The organism is Bradyrhizobium yuanmingense, assembly GCF_029167105.1.
In the GTDB taxonomy this organism is placed as follows: Bacteria; Pseudomonadota; Alphaproteobacteria; order Rhizobiales; family Xanthobacteraceae; genus Bradyrhizobium; species Bradyrhizobium yuanmingense_A.
The window spans coordinates 1-17914 of the sequence record NZ_JARFML010000016.1; the positions used below are offsets into that span (position 1 = coordinate 1).

General features: G+C 64.9%; 17 protein-coding genes. 13 read left to right on the forward strand and 4 right to left on the reverse strand.

Annotated elements, in window-relative coordinates; translation table 11 throughout:
* Window positions 1-201: 201 nt before the first annotated feature.
* Together cysC and cysD are read right to left on the reverse strand one after the other, a co-directional pair.
* Window positions 202-2118, reverse strand: coding sequence for an adenylyl-sulfate kinase (cysC, locus tag P0R31_RS21370; protein WP_275516096.1), 1917 nt, complete (start codon window positions 2116-2118; stop codon window positions 202-204).
* Between the two features lie 14 nt (window positions 2119-2132).
* Complete coding sequence (gene cysD, locus P0R31_RS21375; RefSeq protein WP_128264420.1) at window positions 2133-2927, reverse strand: sulfate adenylyltransferase subunit CysD; 795 nt, start codon at window positions 2925-2927, stop codon at window positions 2133-2135.
* A 244-nt stretch (window positions 2928-3171) separates the two neighbouring features.
* Here cysD and cysG point away from each other — a divergent pair, with 244 nt between their 5' ends.
* From cysG to P0R31_RS21435, 12 genes are all read left to right on the forward strand, one after another.
* The gene (cysG, locus tag P0R31_RS21380) at window positions 3172-4596 is read left to right on the forward strand and encodes a siroheme synthase CysG (RefSeq protein WP_275516097.1); all 1425 of its coding nucleotides are present in this window, start codon (window positions 3172-3174) and stop codon (window positions 4594-4596) included.
* The gene (locus tag P0R31_RS21385; protein ID WP_275516099.1) at window positions 4593-4910 is read left to right on the forward strand and encodes a DUF2849 domain-containing protein; all 318 of its coding nucleotides are present in this window, start codon (window positions 4593-4595) and stop codon (window positions 4908-4910) included. Before cysG ends, P0R31_RS21385 begins: the two co-directional genes overlap by 4 nt.
* A gap of 11 nt (window positions 4911-4921) precedes the next feature.
* Window positions 4922-6577: a nitrite/sulfite reductase gene (locus P0R31_RS21390; RefSeq protein WP_109142442.1), complete on the forward strand. Its 1656-nt coding sequence runs from the start codon at window positions 4922-4924 to the stop codon at window positions 6575-6577.
* Window positions 6564-7079 (forward strand): DUF934 domain-containing protein, encoded by a 516-nt coding sequence (locus tag P0R31_RS21395; protein WP_275516102.1) that lies wholly within the window; start codon window positions 6564-6566, stop codon window positions 7077-7079. Before P0R31_RS21390 ends, P0R31_RS21395 begins: the two co-directional genes overlap by 14 nt.
* Window positions 7076-7801 (forward strand): phosphoadenylyl-sulfate reductase, encoded by a 726-nt coding sequence (locus P0R31_RS21400; protein WP_275516104.1) that lies wholly within the window; start codon window positions 7076-7078, stop codon window positions 7799-7801. Before P0R31_RS21395 ends, P0R31_RS21400 begins: the two co-directional genes overlap by 4 nt.
* A 114-nt stretch (window positions 7802-7915) precedes the next feature.
* Window positions 7916-8923 carry a sulfate ABC transporter substrate-binding protein gene (locus P0R31_RS21405; RefSeq protein ID WP_430516852.1) on the forward strand — a complete coding sequence of 336 codons (1008 nt, stop codon included), beginning with the start codon at window positions 7916-7918 and terminating at the stop codon, window positions 8921-8923.
* 37 nt (window positions 8924-8960) lie between these two features.
* Window positions 8961-9797: a sulfate ABC transporter permease subunit CysT gene (gene cysT, locus P0R31_RS21410; RefSeq protein WP_197948075.1), complete on the forward strand. Its 837-nt coding sequence runs from the start codon at window positions 8961-8963 to the stop codon at window positions 9795-9797.
* A gap of 9 nt (window positions 9798-9806) precedes the next feature.
* On the forward strand, window positions 9807-10718 hold the full coding sequence (gene cysW / locus P0R31_RS21415; protein WP_275516109.1) for a sulfate ABC transporter permease subunit CysW: 912 nt from the start codon (window positions 9807-9809) through the stop codon (window positions 10716-10718).
* Window positions 10708-11742 carry a sulfate/molybdate ABC transporter ATP-binding protein gene (locus P0R31_RS21420; RefSeq protein ID WP_035998225.1) on the forward strand — a complete coding sequence of 345 codons (1035 nt, stop codon included), beginning with the start codon at window positions 10708-10710 and terminating at the stop codon, window positions 11740-11742. The genes cysW and P0R31_RS21420 overlap by 11 nt, the downstream gene beginning before the upstream one ends.
* A 108-nt stretch (window positions 11743-11850) precedes the next feature.
* On the forward strand, window positions 11851-12354 hold the full coding sequence (locus P0R31_RS21425; protein WP_035998228.1) for a CAP domain-containing protein: 504 nt from the start codon (window positions 11851-11853) through the stop codon (window positions 12352-12354).
* Window positions 12355-12433: 79 nt separating this feature from the next.
* Window positions 12434-13609, forward strand: a complete 1176-nt coding sequence (locus P0R31_RS21430; RefSeq protein ID WP_275516110.1) for a patatin-like phospholipase family protein — start codon at window positions 12434-12436, stop codon at window positions 13607-13609.
* Between the two features lies 1 nt (window position 13610).
* On the forward strand, window positions 13611-14399 hold the full coding sequence (locus tag P0R31_RS21435) for a 3-hydroxybutyrate dehydrogenase (RefSeq protein WP_275516111.1): 789 nt from the start codon (window positions 13611-13613) through the stop codon (window positions 14397-14399).
* A gap of 139 nt (window positions 14400-14538) precedes the next feature.
* Here the strand turns inward: P0R31_RS21435 and P0R31_RS21440 are convergent, their stop codons facing one another.
* Window positions 14539-15906 (reverse strand): flippase, encoded by a 1368-nt coding sequence (locus P0R31_RS21440; protein WP_430516854.1) that lies wholly within the window; start codon window positions 15904-15906, stop codon window positions 14539-14541.
* A 269-nt stretch (window positions 15907-16175) separates the two neighbouring features.
* Entirely contained in the window at window positions 16176-17015 is an 840-nt protein-coding gene (locus P0R31_RS21445) for a protein-disulfide reductase DsbD domain-containing protein (protein WP_275516113.1), read from the reverse strand.
* A 142-nt stretch (window positions 17016-17157) separates the two neighbouring features.
* On the opposite strand from P0R31_RS21445, the gene P0R31_RS21450 reads away from it, so the two are divergent.
* Window positions 17158-17802: a YqgE/AlgH family protein gene (locus tag P0R31_RS21450; protein ID WP_275516115.1), complete on the forward strand. Its 645-nt coding sequence runs from the start codon at window positions 17158-17160 to the stop codon at window positions 17800-17802.
* The last annotated feature ends 112 nt before the right edge of the window (window positions 17803-17914 follow it).

Below are 17914 nucleotides of genomic sequence, written 5' to 3' on the forward strand. Positions count from 1 at the left end.
CGAGACCCGGCTCGATGGTTCGGTTCTCGACCGCGAAAGAGCCGCCAGCGCTTCAATCTCATCGTCGGTCATCGCCAATTCGACCGCTTGCCGCCATCCTGCCATGAAACCGCTCCTCGTTGCGCCAACCGCAACCGAGGAATCCGCCAACACTCAATCAGTTCCAGCGCAGGCTTCTTGGAATCGATCGTCTAGGCGGCCTCAAATATTCGCGGCGAGGTCCACGAGCTCGTCGAACAGCACGCCGGTCGCCTTCAGCATCTGCTCGATCTCGTCGGCGGCTTCCGCAACCGTCCGCTTCGACGTATCGATCACGAGCTCGGCGGCCTCAGGCTTCTCGTAGTCGTTGCCAATGCCAGTGAACGAGGCGAGCGCGCCGGCGCGGGCTTTCTTGTAATGGCCCTTGGGATCGCGCTCCTCGCACACCTCGGCCGGCGTCGCGATATGGATTTCGCGAAACGCGGTGTCGGCGATGCGACGCGCGGCGGCGCGATCTTCGCGCGCGGGCGAGACTGCCGCGACGATGGCGATGTGGCCGTTGCGGGCGAGATGCGTCGCGACCTCGGCGAGGCGGCGGATGTTCTCGCTGCGATCAGTGGCGGAGAAGCCGAGATCGCTGTTGAGCCCGGCGCGCAGCGTGTCGCCATCGAGCAGGATCGGCGAGCCGCCATTGGTGAAGAGGCGCCGCTCCAGCGCCCGCGCCAGCGTCGACTTGCCGGAAGCCGGCAGGCCGGTGAGCCAGACCACGGCGCCGTTGTGGCGGTAGCGGGCCGAGCGCTCGTCGGGCCGCAGCGCCGATTCCACCGGCACGATGTCGACAGGCACGGCACGCTGACCGGCATCGACCGACAGCACCAGGCCACCGCCGGCGATGCGCCCGGACACCTCGATCACGAGACGGCCGGTGCGCGGATTTTCGGTGTAGGGATCGGTCGCGATCGGATTGGACAGGGAGATGTCGATCTCGCCGACATGGTTGCGGCCGATCGCCTTGTTCTCGCTGCTCGAGAGCTCGCCGGGATCGACCGCCTTCTCGATGGCGACGACGGTTGCGCGGCTTTCCTTCGGCCCCGACCGCACCAAAAGCTGATCGCCTTTCGTGAGTGGCTTGTCGTGCAGCCAGAAAATGCGCGCGCGCAGGCGCCGCGTCTCGCGCGGGGCAGTGCCCGCATGCGCGATGATGTCGCCGCGCTCGATGAACAATTCGCGGTCGAGCGTGATGCCGAGCGAGCGGCCCGCGCCCTGCCGTCCCGCGACCGGCGTCATCGGCCAGCTCTCGACCGTCTTGATCTTGGCGATCTTGCCCGCGGGCATGATCACGATCTCGTCGCCTGCAATCAGGCTGCCGGATTCGATGCGGCCGGCGACGATGCGGCGGTCGTCGAACTTGTAGATCGCCTGCACCGGCAGCCGCAGCGCCAGCGCTTCCAGCGGACGCGCCGGCTCGAGGCGATCAAGCGCCTCGACCACGGTCGGTCCCTTGTACCAAGAGATGCGGTCGGTGCGCATCGCAACGCCGTCGCCGTCACGCGCGGAAATCGGGATCACAGCCGTGGGTGTCACGCCGAGGCCGTTCAGATGCGCGGAAATCTCGTCGCTGATGTCCTTGAAGCGCGCGGCGGAGAAATCGACGCGGTCCATCTTGTTGACGACGATTGCGACCTGCTTCACGCCGAGCAGGTGCAGGAGATAACCGTGCCGCCTGGTCTGGTCGCGCACGCCCTCCAGCGCGTCGATGATCAGCACCGCACCGTCGGCCTGCGAAGCGCCCGTGATCATGTTGCGCAGGAATTCGGCGTGGCCGGGCGCATCGATCAGCACGATATCGCGCGAATTGGTACGGAAGCGGATCTGGGTGGTGTCGATGGTGATGCCCTGGTCGCGCTCGGTCTGCAGCGCGTCGAGCAGGAACGACCATTCGAACGGCATGCCGCGCCGCGCGCTGACGGCTTTCAGCATTTCGAGCTTGCCCTCGGGCAGGCTGCCGGTCTCATGCAGGAGGCGACCGACCAGCGTCGACTTGCCGTGGTCGACATGGCCGACAATGACGATGCGGACCTGGGGACGCGTGGTGCCGTTCGGCGTGCCGGGCGAGGCTGACGTGACGATCATGTTCATGGCCGCGTCCTTGATCAGAGATAGCCGGCGACGCGAAGGCGCTCGAAGGCGTCCTCGGTCTCGTGGTCGAGCGCGCGGCCCGAGCGCTCCGGCACCTTGGTCTGCTCGAGCTCGATCAGGATCTCGTCGATGCTCGCAGCGTTTGAGGCAACCGGATTGGTGATGTCCTGGTCACCCAGCGAGCGATAACGCTTGCCGTCCTTGGCGAGGTACAGCGGAATGATCGGGATGTTCTCGCGCTTGGTGTAGGCCCAGATGTCGGCCTCGGTCCAATGCAGGATGGGATGGATGCGCAAATGCGCGCCTTGCGGCGGCGAGGCGTTGAAATGATCCCAGAATTCCGGCGGCTGGTCGCGCACGTCCCAATTGCCCTCCAGGCCGCGCGGGGAGAACACGCGCTCCTTGGCGCGCGTTGCTTCCTCGTCGCGGCGGATGCCGGCGATCAGGCCGTCGAAGCCATATTTTGCGAGCGCCATCTTGAGGCCCTCGGTCTTGCGCGCGGCGGAACGGGCGGCCGGCGGCAGCGTTGGGTCGACGGCATCGATCGGCGGGCAGGGCTCGACGCGCAGATCGAGATCCCATTCCTTGCCGTAATGATCGCGGAAGCGATACATCTCCGGAAACTTCTTGCCGGTATCGACGTGAAGGGCCGGGAACGGCATCTTGCCGAAGAAGGCTTTCCGCGCCAGCCAGATCATGACGTTGGAGTCCTTGCCGAGCGACCACAACAGGGCGATCTTCTTCAGCCGGGCAAAGGCCTCACGGAAGATGTAGATGCTCTGCGCTTCGAGCTGGTCGAGATGGTCCATGCTCGGGGCAAGTTCGGCAGAAAATTCTTGCGCGCGCACGCGCTCAGCCAGCGCCGGATTGCTCAGTCGATCAGCAGCGGAATCGTCCTTGAGAAGATGCATCTCTGCCACTTTGCGTTTGGAGGCGAAAATTCTATAGTTGCGGTGCAGAAGAGAAGAAAAAATTTTCTCTTTGCGCGCTCGAAACGAGACATATATAGAAAATAATTCCAGTCAACCCCGTTTGTGGGGAAGCGAGTATCACATGCGGTTCTTGCCGGTGTTTCTCGATCTCAAGGCCGGCCCGGTGGTCCTGATCGGCGCGGGCGAGCTTTTGCGCGCCAAGCTGCGCGTGCTCGCCGCTGCCGGCGCGCGCCTGCGCGTGCATGCGATCGACGGCAATCATGACCTTGGCCTCGGCTCCGAAGACTTGGCGCGCATCGAGATCGCGGCGGGCGATCCGCTCACGGCGGATCTTTCGGGCGTCATCGCCGTCGTCTGCGCGGGCGCAGGCGATGTCGGTGTGGCCATGTCGGCTCGCGCCAAGGCGGCTGGCCTGCCCGTCAACGTCATGGACGATCTCGAGCATTCCAGCTTCATCTTTCCGGCCATCGTCGATCGCGGCGATGTCGTGGTCGCGGTCGGCACGGGCGGCACATCCCCGGTGGTGGCGCGGCGTGTGCGCGAGAAGATCGAGGCGTTGCTGCCGGCGCGCATCGGCGAGCTCGCCGAGTTCATTGGCACCTTCCGCAAGTCGATCAACGAGCGCATCGCCGAGTTTCCGCTGCGCCGCCGCTTCTGGGAGCGCGTCATCGACGGTCCGATCGGCGCCGCCGTGCTCGCCGGCCGCAACAGCGAGGCCGATGCATCGCTCGAGGCGATTGCCGACCCTTCCGCATTCGCGCGCGCCGACAAGCCGGAAGGCTCCGTCGCACTGGTCGGCGCCGGCCCCGGCGATCCCGATCTGCTCACCATCAAGGCGCTGCGCGCGCTGCAGGACGCCGACATCGTCTTCCATGACGAGCTGGTCTCGCCCGAGATTCTCGACCGCATTCGCCGCGACACCACGCGCGTTGCGGTCGGCCGCCGCGTCGGCAAGCCCGGCATCGGCCAAGACGCCATCAACAGACGTATGATCGAGGCCGCGCAATCCGGCCAGCGCGTCGTGCGGCTGAAGGGCGGCGATCCCTTCGTGTTCGGCCGCGGCGGCGAAGAGGTGGAAGCGCTGCGCGCTGCCGGCGTCGCCTATTCGATCATTCCCGGCATTACCGCAGGGCTCGGCGCCGCCGCCGATTTCGAGGTGCCGCTCACTTACCGTCACGAAGCGACCCGCATCACCTTCCTCACCGCACACAAAGCGCGCGATGCCGAGAACGTGGATTGGTCGACGCTGACCGACGCCAGAATGACGGTCGTGGTCTACATGGGCATGACCGCAGCGCCCGCCGTGCGCGCCGGCCTGTTCGCGGCCGGTCGCTCGCCGGAGACGCCGGTTGGCGTGTTCGCCCGCGTCACGCGGCCGGATGCGCAAGGCGCGATCGGCACGCTGCGCGATCTGCCGGAACTGGTGCGGCGGATCCATGGCGGTCCCGCCATCCTCATCATCGGCGACGTGGTCCGGCATGCCGGCTCGCTTCGCCGCAAGACACCCAAACAAATCATCTCTGACCTATTGGATGCAGCCGAATGACCTCTCCGCTCGAACAAAAGAAGATCCGTATCGCCGGCCCCTCGGTCGTGACCGCCAACCGCACCTGGGACGGCATCGTGGTCTACCGCACCGCCGCCAAGAGCTGGTCCGCCGAGCTGTCGGAAGCCGCGATCGTGCGCAACTCCGACGAGGCCAGGGCGTTGCTTGCGGAAGCCGTGGCCGATGACGTCGGCGCCATCGGCCCCTATATCGCGCCGGTGCAGATCGGCGACGATGGCAAGGTCCTGCCCGGCAATCTGCGCGAGCAGATTCGCCGCACCGGCGTCACCATCGGACAGCCGGCCCAGGTTTAAGGCACGCACATATGTACGCTTACGACGAAATCGACCGCACGCTCGTCAACGAGCGCGTCTCGGAGTTCCGCGACCAGGTGAAGCGGCGCCTGTCCGGCGAGCTCACCGAGGACGAGTTCAAGATCCTGCGTTTGCAGAACGGCGTCTATCTGCAATTGCACGCCTACATGTTCCGCGTCGCGATTCCCTATGGCACGCTGGCGACGAACCAGATGCGGGCGCTCGCCCATGTCGCGCGCAAATACGATCGCGGCTACGGCCACTTCACCACGCGGCAGAACATCCAGTTCAACTGGATCAAGCTCGCCGAACTGCCGGATGCACTCGAAGACCTCGCCAAGGTCGGCATCCACGCGATGCAGACCTCCGGCAACAACATGCGCAACGTCACCTCGGATCAGTGGGCCGGCGTCGCGCCGGGCGAGATCGAGGACCCCCGCATCTGGTCGGAGCTGATCCGCCAGCACACCACGCTGCATCCGGAATTCTCGTTCCTGCCGCGCAAGTTCAAGATCGCGATCACCGCCTCGGACCACGACCGCGCCGCGATCAAGATCCACGACATCGGCCTGCGCTTGATCAAGAACGAGAAGGGCGAGACCGGCTTCGAGGTGCTGGTCGGCGGCGGTCTCGGCCGCACGCCGTTCATCGCCAAGACCATCAAGCACTTCGTGCACGGCCGCGACATCCTCAGCTACATCGAGGCGATCTTACGCGTCTACAATCAGTACGGCCGCCGCGACAACATCTACAAGGCGCGTATCAAGATCCTGGTGCACGAGCTCGGCATCGAAAAGTTCTCGCGCGAGGTCGAGGACGAGTGGCAGCACATTCGCAACTCCTCGCTCCAGATCGACGAGGAGGTGATCGAGGACATCCGCTCGCGCTTCACCTACCCGGCCTACGAGAAGCTGCCGCACATGCCGGACGAGCTGCGCCAGGCCGCGGCCGACCCTGATTTCGAGGCATGGCGCAAGAACTCGGTGGCCCCGCACAAGGTGCAGGGTTACTCCATCGTCACGATCTCGCTGAAGCCAACCGGCGGGCCTCCGGGCGATGCCACCGCCGAGCAGATGGACGCGCTGGCAGATCTTGCCGACAAATATTCCTTCGGCGAGATCCGCGTCGGTCACGAGCAGAACCTGGCGCTGCCGCACGTCGCCAAGCGCGATTTGCCGGCGCTGTGGAAGGCGCTCGACAAGCTCGGGCTGGCGACGCCCAACGTCAACCTGATCACCGACATCATCGCTTGCCCCGGGCTCGATTATTGCTCGCTGGCGAATGCGCGCTCGATCCCGATCGCGCAGGAGCTGACGCGGCGCTTCGCCAATCACGAGCTCGCCAACCTGATCGGCCGTCTGCACATCAACATCTCCGGCTGCATCAATGCCTGCGGCCATCACCATGTCGGCCATATCGGCATTCTCGGCGTCGAGAAGAACGGCGAGGAGGTCTACCAGATCACCATCGGCGGCCGTGCCGACGAGAACGCCGCGCTCGGCACCCTGATCGGCCCCGGCGTCAAGTTCGACGAGGTCGCCGACGTGGTCGAGGATATCGTGGAAGCCTATCTGGCGCTGCGCGAGCGGCCCGAAGAGCTGTTCATGGACACGGTGAAGCGCCTCGGCGTCGAACCCTTCAAGGAGCGCGTCTATGCCACTCGTTAATGGCGGAAAGATCACGGACGACCGCTTCGTCAAGCTCGCCGTCGACACCCCGGTCCCTGCGGGCGGCGACATCCTGGTGCCCGCCGAGCGCTTCCTCGGCGAGGCCGAGGGCCTGCTCAAGCGCGCCGGAAAGGTCGGGGTGATCTGGCCCAACAATCGCGACATCGCCGAGCTCGTGCCACATCTCGGCCAGATCGCCGCCGTCGCGCTGGTGTTCCCGACGTTCCGTGACGGACGCGCCTACAGCCAGGCGCGGCTGCTGCGCGAACGTTACAATTATCGCGGCGAATTGCGCGCGACCGGTCAGGTGCTGCGCGATCAGTTCGTGTTCATGCTGCGTGCCGGCTTCGATGCCTTCGAGGTCAAGAAGCAGGCCGACGCCGAGGCCTTCATGCAGACCGCGAAGCGCTATTCGGTATTCTACCAGCCGACCGGCGATGGCCGCATCACCGCGCTGCACCGGCGCATGCAATTGCGCCACTCCGAAGGGGTCGGCACGTGAACGCGATCGCGCCTCAGGTTTCGCCCGTGTCTGCGCTACCTTCGGTGGCCGAGTTCGATCGCGCCTTGCGCGATGCCTCGCCCGCGGAGGTCATTGCCGCGGCGCTGAGGACGGTGGGGCGCGACAAGCTCGCGCTGGTGTCGTCCTTCGGCACGGAATCGGCGACGCTGTTGAAGGTCATGGCGGACGTCGATCCCGCGATCCCCGTGATCTTCCTGGACACCGGCTGGTTGTTCGAGGAGACGCTGGCCTATCGCGATACGCTGATTGCGACGCTGGGCCTGAAGGACGTTCGCTCGATCAAGCCGGCCGAGGAGACGCTGTTGCGCGAAGATCCCGACCGCGACCTCTGGTTCTCCGATCCCGACGCCTGCTGCCGCATCCGCAAGGTCGAGCCGCTGGCGCGTGCGCTGAAGCCGTTCGACGCCTGGCTCAACGGCCGCAAGCGCTTTCAGGGCAATGCGCGCGCCGACATTCCGGTCGTCGAGGACGACGGCGCGCGGCTGAAGTTCAATCCCTTCGCCAACGTCTCGCGCGAGGAGATCGAGGCGATCTTCATCCGCGCCAAATTGCCGCGGCACCCTCTGGTTGTGTCAGGATTCCTGTCGGTTGGGTGTATGCCTTGCACCAGCAGAACGACTGGAGGCGAGGATGCACGCGCCGGCCGATGGCGCGGCCGGGCCAAGACAGAATGCGGCATCCATACGATGAAGACTTCGTAGCACAGCCACGCTGCCGCGCTGCGAACAAGAAAATCGGGTTCCGTTGACACAAGAGCGTTTCGCCACGAGTTATGCCTGCCGTCGACGACGCCGATGTCGTCGACGTGAATGGAGATGGACATGATGCGCCGTATCGTTCCGCTCGCCGCAGGATTGCTCGCGATGGGGTTCTGGGCAGGCTCGGCTCTGGCCGCCGACATCAATTTGCTGAATGTGTCGTACGATCCGACGCGCGAGCTCTACGTCGAGTTCAACAAGGCGTTCGCGAGCGCCTACCAGAAGGAAACCGGCAAGAGCGTCGAGATCAAGCAGTCGCACGGCGGCAGCGGCTCCCAGGCACGCGCGGTGATCGACGGCCTGCAGGCCGATGTGGTGACGCTTGCGCTCGCCTATGACATCGACGCCATCGCGAACAAGGGCCTTACCGCGGCGGATTGGCAGAAGCGGCTGCCGCAGAATTCATCACCCTATACCTCGACCATCGTTTTCCTGGTGCGCAAGGGCAATCCCAAGGGCATCAAGGACTGGGACGATCTGATCAAGCCGGGCGTTGCCGTCATTACGCCGAACCCGAAGACGTCGGGCGGCGCGCGCTGGAATTATCTGGCCGCCTGGGGCTTTGCGCAGAAGAAGTACGGCTCGACCGACAAGGCCAAGGACTTCGTCGGGAAACTCTTCCAGCAGGTGCCGGTGCTCGATACCGGCGCGCGGGGCGCCACTGTGACCTTTGTCGAGCGCGGCGTCGGCGACGTGCTGCTCGCCTGGGAGAACGAGGCGTTCCTCGCCCTGAAGGAGTTCGGTGCGAACAAGTTCGAGATCGTGGCACCGCCGCAGTCGATCCTCGCCGAGCCGCCGGTCGCGATCGTGGACAAGGTTGCCGACAAAAAGCGCACCCGCAATGCGGCTGACGCCTACCTTCAATACTGGTACACCAAGGAAGGGCAGGAGATCGCCGCGCGCAATTTCTACCGTCCGCGCGATGCCGAGACCGCCAAAAAGTATGAAAACTCCTTTGCCAAGGTCGAGTTGTTCACGATCGACGACGTCTTCGGCGGCTGGACCAAGGCACAGAAGGAACATTTTGCAGACGGCGGCGTTTTCGATCAGATTTACAAGAACTGATCGGGCGCTGTCGTAGGGGGCTTTAGCAGGGGGCCTGGTGAGCGCACTCGCAGCACGACGCCGGACATTGCCGGGCTTCGGTCTCACCATGGGACTGACGCTTTCCTGGCTGTCCGTGATCATCCTGATTCCACTCGCCGGCCTCTTCCTGAGATCGCTCGAGCTCAGCCCCGAGCAGTTCTGGAACATCCTCTCCAGCCGCCGCACCCTGAACGCGCTCCGCGTCTCGTTCGGCCTCGCCTTTGCGGCGGCCTGCGTCAATCTGGTGATGGGCAGCATCATCGTCTGGGCGCTGGTGCGGTATCGCTTCCCCGGTCGCCGCATCTTCGATGCCATCGTCGACGTGCCGTTTGCGCTGCCGACGGCGGTGGCCGGCGTCGCGCTGACGGCGCTGTTCGCCGAGAAGGGCTGGCTGGGGGCGCCGCTTGCCGCGCTCGGCCTCAAGGTGGCGTTCACGCCGGTCGGCATCTTCGTCGCCATGATCTTCATCGGCATTCCCTTCGTTGTCCGCACCGTGCAGCCGGTGCTGCAGGATCTCGACCCTGAAATCGAGGAGGCCGCGGGCAGCCTGGGGGCCAGCCGCTGGCAGACCATCGTCCGCGTGATCCTGCCCTCGCTCGCGCCGGCGCTGCTCACGGGCCTCGCGCTCGCCTTCGCCCGCGCGGTCGGTGAATATGGCTCGGTGATCTTCATCGCCGGCAATCTGCCCAACGTCTCCGAGATCGCGCCGCTCTTGATCGTGATACGCCTGTCCGAATTCCGTTACGCCGATGCAACCGCGATTGCGGTGGTCATGCTGGTCGTCTCCTTCGTCATCATCTTCGCGGTCAATCGGCTCCAGCGCTGGGCGCAGAGCCGGATTCCGGCGCGCTGAGGGCGGACCATGACGATGCAGATCGCAGATTCCGTGTCGCTCTCGGCCTCCGACTCGAAGGCACGCGCGCACGCGGCGGCGGCGCGGAACAATTTGCGCACCGAGCCGCGCGCCGTCCGCATCATCATCATCACGCTGGCGTTGCTGTTTCTCACCGTCTTCGTCGTGCTGCCGCTGGTCGTCGTGTTCGCGCAGGCATTTTCGCGCGGCATCCTCGCCTATTTCGCCGCGCTCGCCGAGCCGGAGGCGATGGCGGCGATCAAGCTGACGTTGATCGTCGCGGCGATCTCGGTCGGGCTCAATCTGGTGTTCGGCCTCGTCGCCGCCTGGGCGATTGCAAAATTCGAGTTTCCGGGCAAGACCTTTCTGATCACGCTGATCGACCTGCCGTTCTCGGTCAGCCCGGTGATCTCGGGCCTCGTCTTCGTGCTATTGTTCGGCGCGCAAGGCTATTTCGGCAGCTGGCTGCGCGAGCACGACATCCAGATCCTGTTCGCGGTCCCCGGCATCGCGCTCGCCACCACCTTCGTAACCTTCCCCTTCGTGGCGCGCGCGCTGATCCCCCTGATGCAGGAGCAGGGCACACAGGAGGAGGAGGCCGCGATCTCGCTCGGCGCCTCCGGCCTGCAGACCTTCTTCCGCGTCACCCTGCCCAACATCAAATGGGGCGTGCTCTACGGCGTCCTGCTCTGCAACGCGCGCGCGATGGGCGAGTTCGGTGCGGTCTCCGTCGTCTCCGGCCACATCCGCGGCGAGACCAACACCATGCCGCTCTTGGTCGAGATCCTCTACAACGAATACCAGTTCGTCGCCGCTTTCGCGATTGCCTCGCTGCTCGCAATGCTGGCGCTGATCACGCTGATCGCAAAAACCGTTCTCGAACGTCAGCTCGACGAAGGACAAGACGCCAGTGACCATTGAAGTCAAGAATCTCGTCAAGAAATTCGGCAGTTTTGCAGCCCTCGACGGCGTCGATCTCAAGGTCAATGACGGTGAGCTGCTGGCGCTGCTCGGCCCGTCCGGCTCCGGCAAGACTACCTTGCTGCGGATCATCGCCGGCCTCGACTGGCCGGACTCGGGCGAAGTCTCCTTCAACGGTGAGGACGCGCTGGCGCAAGGAGCCCGCGAGCGCCACGTCGGCTTCGTGTTCCAGCACTATGCGCTGTTCCGCCACATGACGGTGTTCGAGAACGTTGCCTTTGGCCTCCGCGTGCAGCCGCGCGCGGTCCGAAAGGATGAGGCTGCGATCCGCTCGCGCGTCAAGGAGCTGCTCGATCTGGTGCAGCTCGACTGGCTCGCCGACCGCTATCCGAGCCAGCTCTCCGGCGGCCAGCGTCAGCGCATCGCGCTCGCCCGTGCGCTTGCGATCGAGCCGCGCATTCTGCTGCTCGATGAACCCTTCGGCGCGCTCGACGCCAAGGTGCGCAAGGAGCTGCGCAAATGGCTGCGCTCGCTGCATCACGAGATCCATGTCACCTCGATCTTCGTCACGCACGACCAGGAGGAAGCGCTGGAAGTCGCCAACCGCGTCGTGGTGATGGATAAGGGACGGATCGAGCAGATCGGCTCGCCCGACGATGTCTACGACAATCCGGCGACGGCGTTCGTGCACGGCTTCATCGGCGAATCCATCGTGCTGCCGATCCAGATCGGCGATGGTGCGATCCGGCTCGGCGACCGGCAGCTCGATCTGGCGGCCGATGGGCTTGCGCCTGGCGCGTCGAAGCTGTTCGTGCGGCGACATGACATGCTGGTTGGCCCGCCCGGCAGCGGCGCCTTCGAGGGCGCGGTCCAGCACGTCCGCAATTTCGGTCCGGTGCAGCGGGCGGAAGTAGCCCTGTCCGGCGGCGAGACCATCGAAATCGACGCCCCCCGGGACAAGGAACTGCGCGCCGGCGACACGATCGGCCTCAATCCGCGTCGCTACCGGATTTTCGCGGGCTAAGCCCCGCCGTCATTCCGCCGCGGAATGACGGCTCAAATTCTCTTCAAAATTCACCTTTCAGCCATTGTTGGTATGCAACAACAGCCCCTCATTTGGGGGCCCCGATTCATGCGCGCTGCGGCCGCAATTCTCATCATGTTGCTGCTCGCCGGCTGTGCCGGCAACGAAGCTCCGGTCCAGCAGCCGTCGATGTATGCCGACATGGCGGTCCCGGGCTCCAAGCTCGACGTCCAGGCAGCTGCGATCATGATCTCGCAATACCGCCAGAACAATGGGCTCGGTACGGTCGTGGTCGACCCGGATCTGACTCGGCTCGCCGAATCCCAGTCCGGCGCGATGGCGGCGGCCAACAAGATGGACCACGACGTCCGCGCGCCGCTGGCCAAGCGTCTGGCCTCTGGCGGTTATCCGGCCACCGTGGCGGTCGAGAACATCTCGGCCGGCTATCATACGCTGGCGGAAGCGTTTTCCGGCTGGCGCGACTCGCCTCCGCACCGCGCGAACATGCTCAAGAGCGGTGTCACAAAATTGGGCATCGCGGCGAGCTATGCTCCAGGCACCAAATACAAGGTGTTCTGGACCATGATCCTGGCCTCCACGGAGCCTCGATAAGCCAGACTTGATCCCGGGAATGCATTGACGTCGCGGCGGAGTGTCGCCACGGTGGCTCGCCCTTTGCTATTGTTCCCGCATGACCGATCATAGTCCGCAAATCGCAACACTCCCGGTGAATGCGCAGCGCGTCCTGGTCCTCCAGGGCGGCGGCGCGCTCGGCTCGTACCAAGCTGGCGCCTTCCAGGCGCTATGCGGCTACGGCTTCGATCCGGAATGGGTCGCCGGCATCTCGATCGGCGCGGTCAATGCCGCCATCATCGCCGGCAACGAGGGGCACACCCGCGTCGAGCGGCTCAAGGAATTCTGGGAAATGGTGTCGGCTCCGGTGCCGTGGAAACCGGTTGGCAAGAGCGATCACAGCCGCGAGCTGTTCAATTCCACCAGCGCCGCGCTGATTGCGACGTTCGGCGTGCCCGGCTTCTTCACGCCACGCATTCCGCCGGCGCCGCTGTGGCCGCCGGGGCATCCCGAGGCCGAAAGCTATTACGATACCTCGCCGCTGAAGAAGACGCTGGAGCGTCTCGTCGATTTCGACCGCATCAACGACCTGAAGACACGCCTGTCGGTTGGCGCAGTCGGCGTCACCTCGGGCAATTTCAGATATTTCGACAATTACGCGTTCAAGAAGCTCGGCAAGAAGATCGGCCCCGAGCACATCATGGCCTCCGGTGCGCTGCCGCCGGGCTTTCCCTCCGTCGTCATCGACGGCGAGCATTATTGGGACGGTGGCATTGCCTCCAACACCCCGCTCGACTACGTGCTCGATGCCGAGGTCGAACGCGACATGCTGATCTTCCAGGTCGATTTGTTTTCCGCGCGGGGCGACCTGCCGAACTCGCTGCTGGAGGCGGCCGAGCGCGAGAAGGACATCCGCTATTCCAGCCGCACGCGGATGAACACCGACAAGAACAAGCAGCTGCACAACGCCCGCAGGGCCGTGCGCGATCTGATCGGCAAATTGCCGGACTATCTCAAGAACGATCCTTCCGTCGAATTCCTGGCGAAAGTGTCGCGCGAAAGCACCGTCACGGTGGTGCATCTGATCTATCGCAGCAAGAACTACGAATCCTCGTCCAAGGATTACGATTTCTCGCACATTGCCATGGTCGAGCATTGGGAGGCCGGCGTGCGTGATGTGCACCTCTCGATGCGCCACAAGGACTGGCTGGAGCGGCCGCAGTCCGGCGAGACCATGGTGACCTACGATCTCACGGGGGACGTCACCGCGCCCCCGGCAAAAAGGAGCGAATAGAATGGGTACTCTGTCAGGCAAGAACGCCGTCGTGACCGGATCGACCAGCGGCATCGGGCTCGCTTACGCACGCGCCTTCGCCGGCGCCGGTGCCAACGTCGTCATCAATGGTTTCGGCTCGCCGGAGGACATCGAGAAGGAGCGCGCCAAGATCGAATCCGATTTCGGCGTCAAGGCGATCTACTCGCCCGCCGACATGACCAAGCCCGCCGAGATCGCCGGCATGATCGCGCTCGGCGAGAAGACGTTCGGCTCGGTCGACGTCCTCGTCAACAATGCCGGCATCCAGTTCGTCTCGCCGATCGAGGAATTCCCGCCGGAGAAGTGGGACCAGATCATCGCGATCAATCTGTCCTCGGCCTTCCACGCCATCCGCGCCGCGGTGCCCGGCATGAAGAAGAAAGGCTGGGGCCGCATCATCAACACGGCGTCGGCGCACTCGCTGGTGGCCTCGCCATTCAAGTCGGCCTACGTCTCGGCCAAGCACGGCATCGCCGGCCTCACCAAGACCGTGGCGCTGGAAGTCGCGACCCACAAGATCACCTGCAACTGCATCAGCCCCGGCTACGTCTGGACCCCGCTGGTCGAGAAGCAGATCCCCGACACGATGAAGGCGCGCAATCTGACGCGCGAGCAGGTCATCAACGACGTGCTGCTCGATGCGCAGCCGACCAAGGAGTTCGTCACCTCCGAGCAGGTTGCCGCGCTCGCCCTGTTCCTGTGCAGCGACGACGCCGCCCAGATCACCGGCACCAATCTCTCGATCGACGGCGGCTGGACCGCGGAGTAATTCACGCTGCGTCATGCCCCGGCTTGACCGGGGCATCCAGTACGCCGCGGCGTCTCGGCTCAATCACAGCCGTCTCTGGGATACTGGATCGCCCGGTCGAGCCGGGCGATGGAAGTGGGGCGGCATTTTCGATCGTCGCCTATTTGCCGAACGCCAGCACGTGCAGCCCCAGCCGCTGCCGCACGATCCAGAACAGCAGCACCGTCTCGAAGGTGAGCGAGATCGAGGTTGCAGCCGCCGCGCCATGGCCGCCGTAGCGCGGCACCAGCGCGATGCAGAGCACGAGGTTCATCACGAAGGCCAGCGCGTAGGCGAGCGCGCAGATCTTCTGCTGGCCGAGCATGTTGAGCAGGCGCTCCACCGGACCGATCGCGGCGCGCACGACGAGGCCGATCGCGGCCACGAACATGATGTCGTAGCCGATCACGAATTGTGGTCCGAACAGCCAGAGCAGCGGCTTGCCGAGCGCGAGCAGCACGATGGTTGCGGCCAGCGACGGCCAGAACGTCCAGGTGATGGCATGCGCGACATAGGCCGACAGGCGCGCCTTGTCGCCGCTGGCATTGTATTCGGCGAAGCGGTGTGCCGTCGTCGCCGACATCGCGTAATGGATGAACGAGACCAGCGCCAGCGTCTTCACCACGGCGAAATAGACGCCGACCTCGTCCGAGGGACGGAATTGCTGCAGCACCAGCACGTCGGTGTAGGACAAGAGCAGGTAGAAGCTCTCGACCAGCAGGATCGGCAGCGAGACGGCGAGCCAGCCCCTGACGTCATAGGCCTTCGGTCCGGGTGTGATGTGATCGGCGAGCTTGCGGTTCAGCACCACCATCTGCCCGGCCATTGCGATCCATACCGCGCAAAGGCTCGCCACCATCGCGGCGACCGCGCCGAGGTGATAGCCGAGCAGGAAGGCGAGCGCCGTGATGCCGATGATCAACGCCTGGCGGATGATGAATTGCGGCATCAGGCCGAGCTGCATCCAGTCGTGCGAGCGCGCGATGCCGTCCTGGGTGTTGGCGACCACGAAAGCGGGCAGCGTCATGCAGCCGATATAGAGCGGCAGCACCTCGGCCGGATCGATCCAGGGCGACAGCAATTTGACGATGCCGGCAAGGCCGAGCGAGACCAGCGTGGACACGGCAAAGGTCAGCCAGCGGCTGCCGGCGAGGAAGCCGCGCAGCAGCGCGTGCGCGCCGTTGGCGCGGTACTCCGGAATGATTTTTTGGGCGGAGGCCGAGATGCCGAAATCCATCATGCTGCCGAGCAGCAGCACCCAGGTCCAGACATAGACGTAGATGCCGTAATCGGACGTGCCCATCCAGCGCGCCAGCAGCACCTGCGACACATAAGCGAGGCCGGCGCTGATGACGCGGATGACGAAGATGGTGCCGGCGAGTCGCCGGGTCAGCGACGCCTCGCTCGATCCGCCCGCGAGCTTGGCGCGCAGCCGCGCGACCAGCCCGGCCGGTCCGGTCGTTGCGGGTGGTGCATCCATCACGGCCAATTCGAACAATCCCCAGCGACCTGCAGCGGCAGGCGAGGGATTAGCAACCATTCGTTAAGATTCGGTTGGGTAGGCGCTCCATCCTCGGGGTCGTCCCCGCGAAGGCGGGGACCCATAACCCCCGAGAGAAGTTGTTGCATGAGCTGGCAACTCCGAGTCTTCGCCAAACCATTCCTGTGGTTATGGGTCCCGGGCTCGCGCTTCGCGCGCCCCGGGACGACAGCTGAATGTGGGCGCCGGCAGTGCAGCTCACTCGCGCTAACCGCGCCTCACTCCAAATTCGTGTTGAACTCGTACGCCTTCTCCGGCCCGACCAGCGTGAACTTCAGCGCGGCGCCCTCGGGCTTGGCGCCCGGCGGCAATCCGTCGAGCTCGAACGAGAAGCGCACGACCCCGGGCGGGCTGTGCTGCACCGGCGCCGGAATCGGCAGCGCCCAATCGGGCGTCGGGCCTTCCACGAACAGATTGACGGTGCGGCTGTCCGGCGCCACCACATCGACCACTACGTTCTTGGGCCCGTCCCGCTTGACGTCGCGAATGGTGAGCGGATTGGGGTCGCCGATATTGGCGGGCTTCGGCACGGTGTCGAGCGCGGCACGCAAGTTCGCGTCCTCGGTCGAGGCGACGCTGTTGAAGCCGAGCTCGGCGCTGGCCTCTACGGGAATGCAGAGCTTCTCGCACACCGCGTAGTTGATCTCGGCCCTCAAGGTCACTGGCTTGTCCGCAGCCTTCGCGACGATGCGCAGGGGCAGCACGACCTGGTCGCGATAGCCGATCGACTGGCCGCCCGCGCCGTCGTCGAACTTCAGCGGCGCCGGCCACATCACCGTCACCGCCTCGACATTGTCGGACTTGGAGAAATCGAACCGGGGTGGAACGCCGGAATCGCCGGGCGACCGCCAGTAGGTCTTCCAGCCGGGCTGCAGCTGGAAGGCGATACCGCCGAGCAGCACCGCGCCGCTGCGCGATCCCGCCAGGAGCCGCACCGCGGAATGTCCATCGCGCTGCCAAGGCGATGCGTCATCGGCACGGGCCGCGATGGCCAACGACGACGCGAACAGGGTGGTCGCGACGCCAATCGCCGCACGCAGGGGAACAATGCTGGACATTTCACGTCTTTACAGGGTCACCCAGGGCCAAACCATTGAATTGCTTGTGATGGATGCACTCGAATCAACTCGCCGCAAGCCTTGATTTGACAGCCGCCCGGCCCGACATCAGGATAGGAATCGAAACCGGAGTGCTCGAGCGATGGCTCCCACAGGCAAGAGGACGGGCGAAAGCACCGGCAGCTCGGGCGCCGCGCTGCCCAGTTCCGGCGGCTATCTCGACGGCCGGCTCCTGATCGCAATGCCCGTGATGGGCGATTCCCGCTTCGAGCGCTCGGTGATCTATCTTTGCGCCCATTCGGCGGAGGGGGCGATGGGCATCATCGTGAACCACCCCGCCGGCAGCATCGATTTCCCCGAGCTCTTGCAGCAGCTCGGCATCATCAAGAAGGGCGAGCACATCAAGCTGCCGGAGAATGCCGAAAGTATGAAGGTGCTGCGGGGCGGGCCGGTCGACACCGGGCGCGGCTTCGTGCTGCATTCCAGCGACTTCTACATCGAGAACGCCACGCTGCGGATCGATGACGGCGTCTGCCTGACCGCGACGGTCGACATTCTGCGCGCCATCGCCAATGGCTCCGGCCCCAAGCACGCCATCCTCGCGCTCGGCTATGCCGGCTGGGCGCCGGGCCAGCTCGAGACGGAGATCCAGAGCAACGGCTGGCTGCATTGCGACGCGGATGCGGATCTGATTTTCGGCGACGACGTCGACGACAAGTACAATCGCGCCTTGCAGAAGATCGGCATCGACCCCGGCATGCTCTCGAACGAGGCCGGGCACGCGTAGCTGCTAGCGAGCGTAGCATGACGCTCACGCCGTCATTGCGAGGAGCGAAGCGACGAAGCAATCCAGAATCCCTCCGCGGAGACGCTCTGGATTGCTTCGCTTCGCTCGCAAT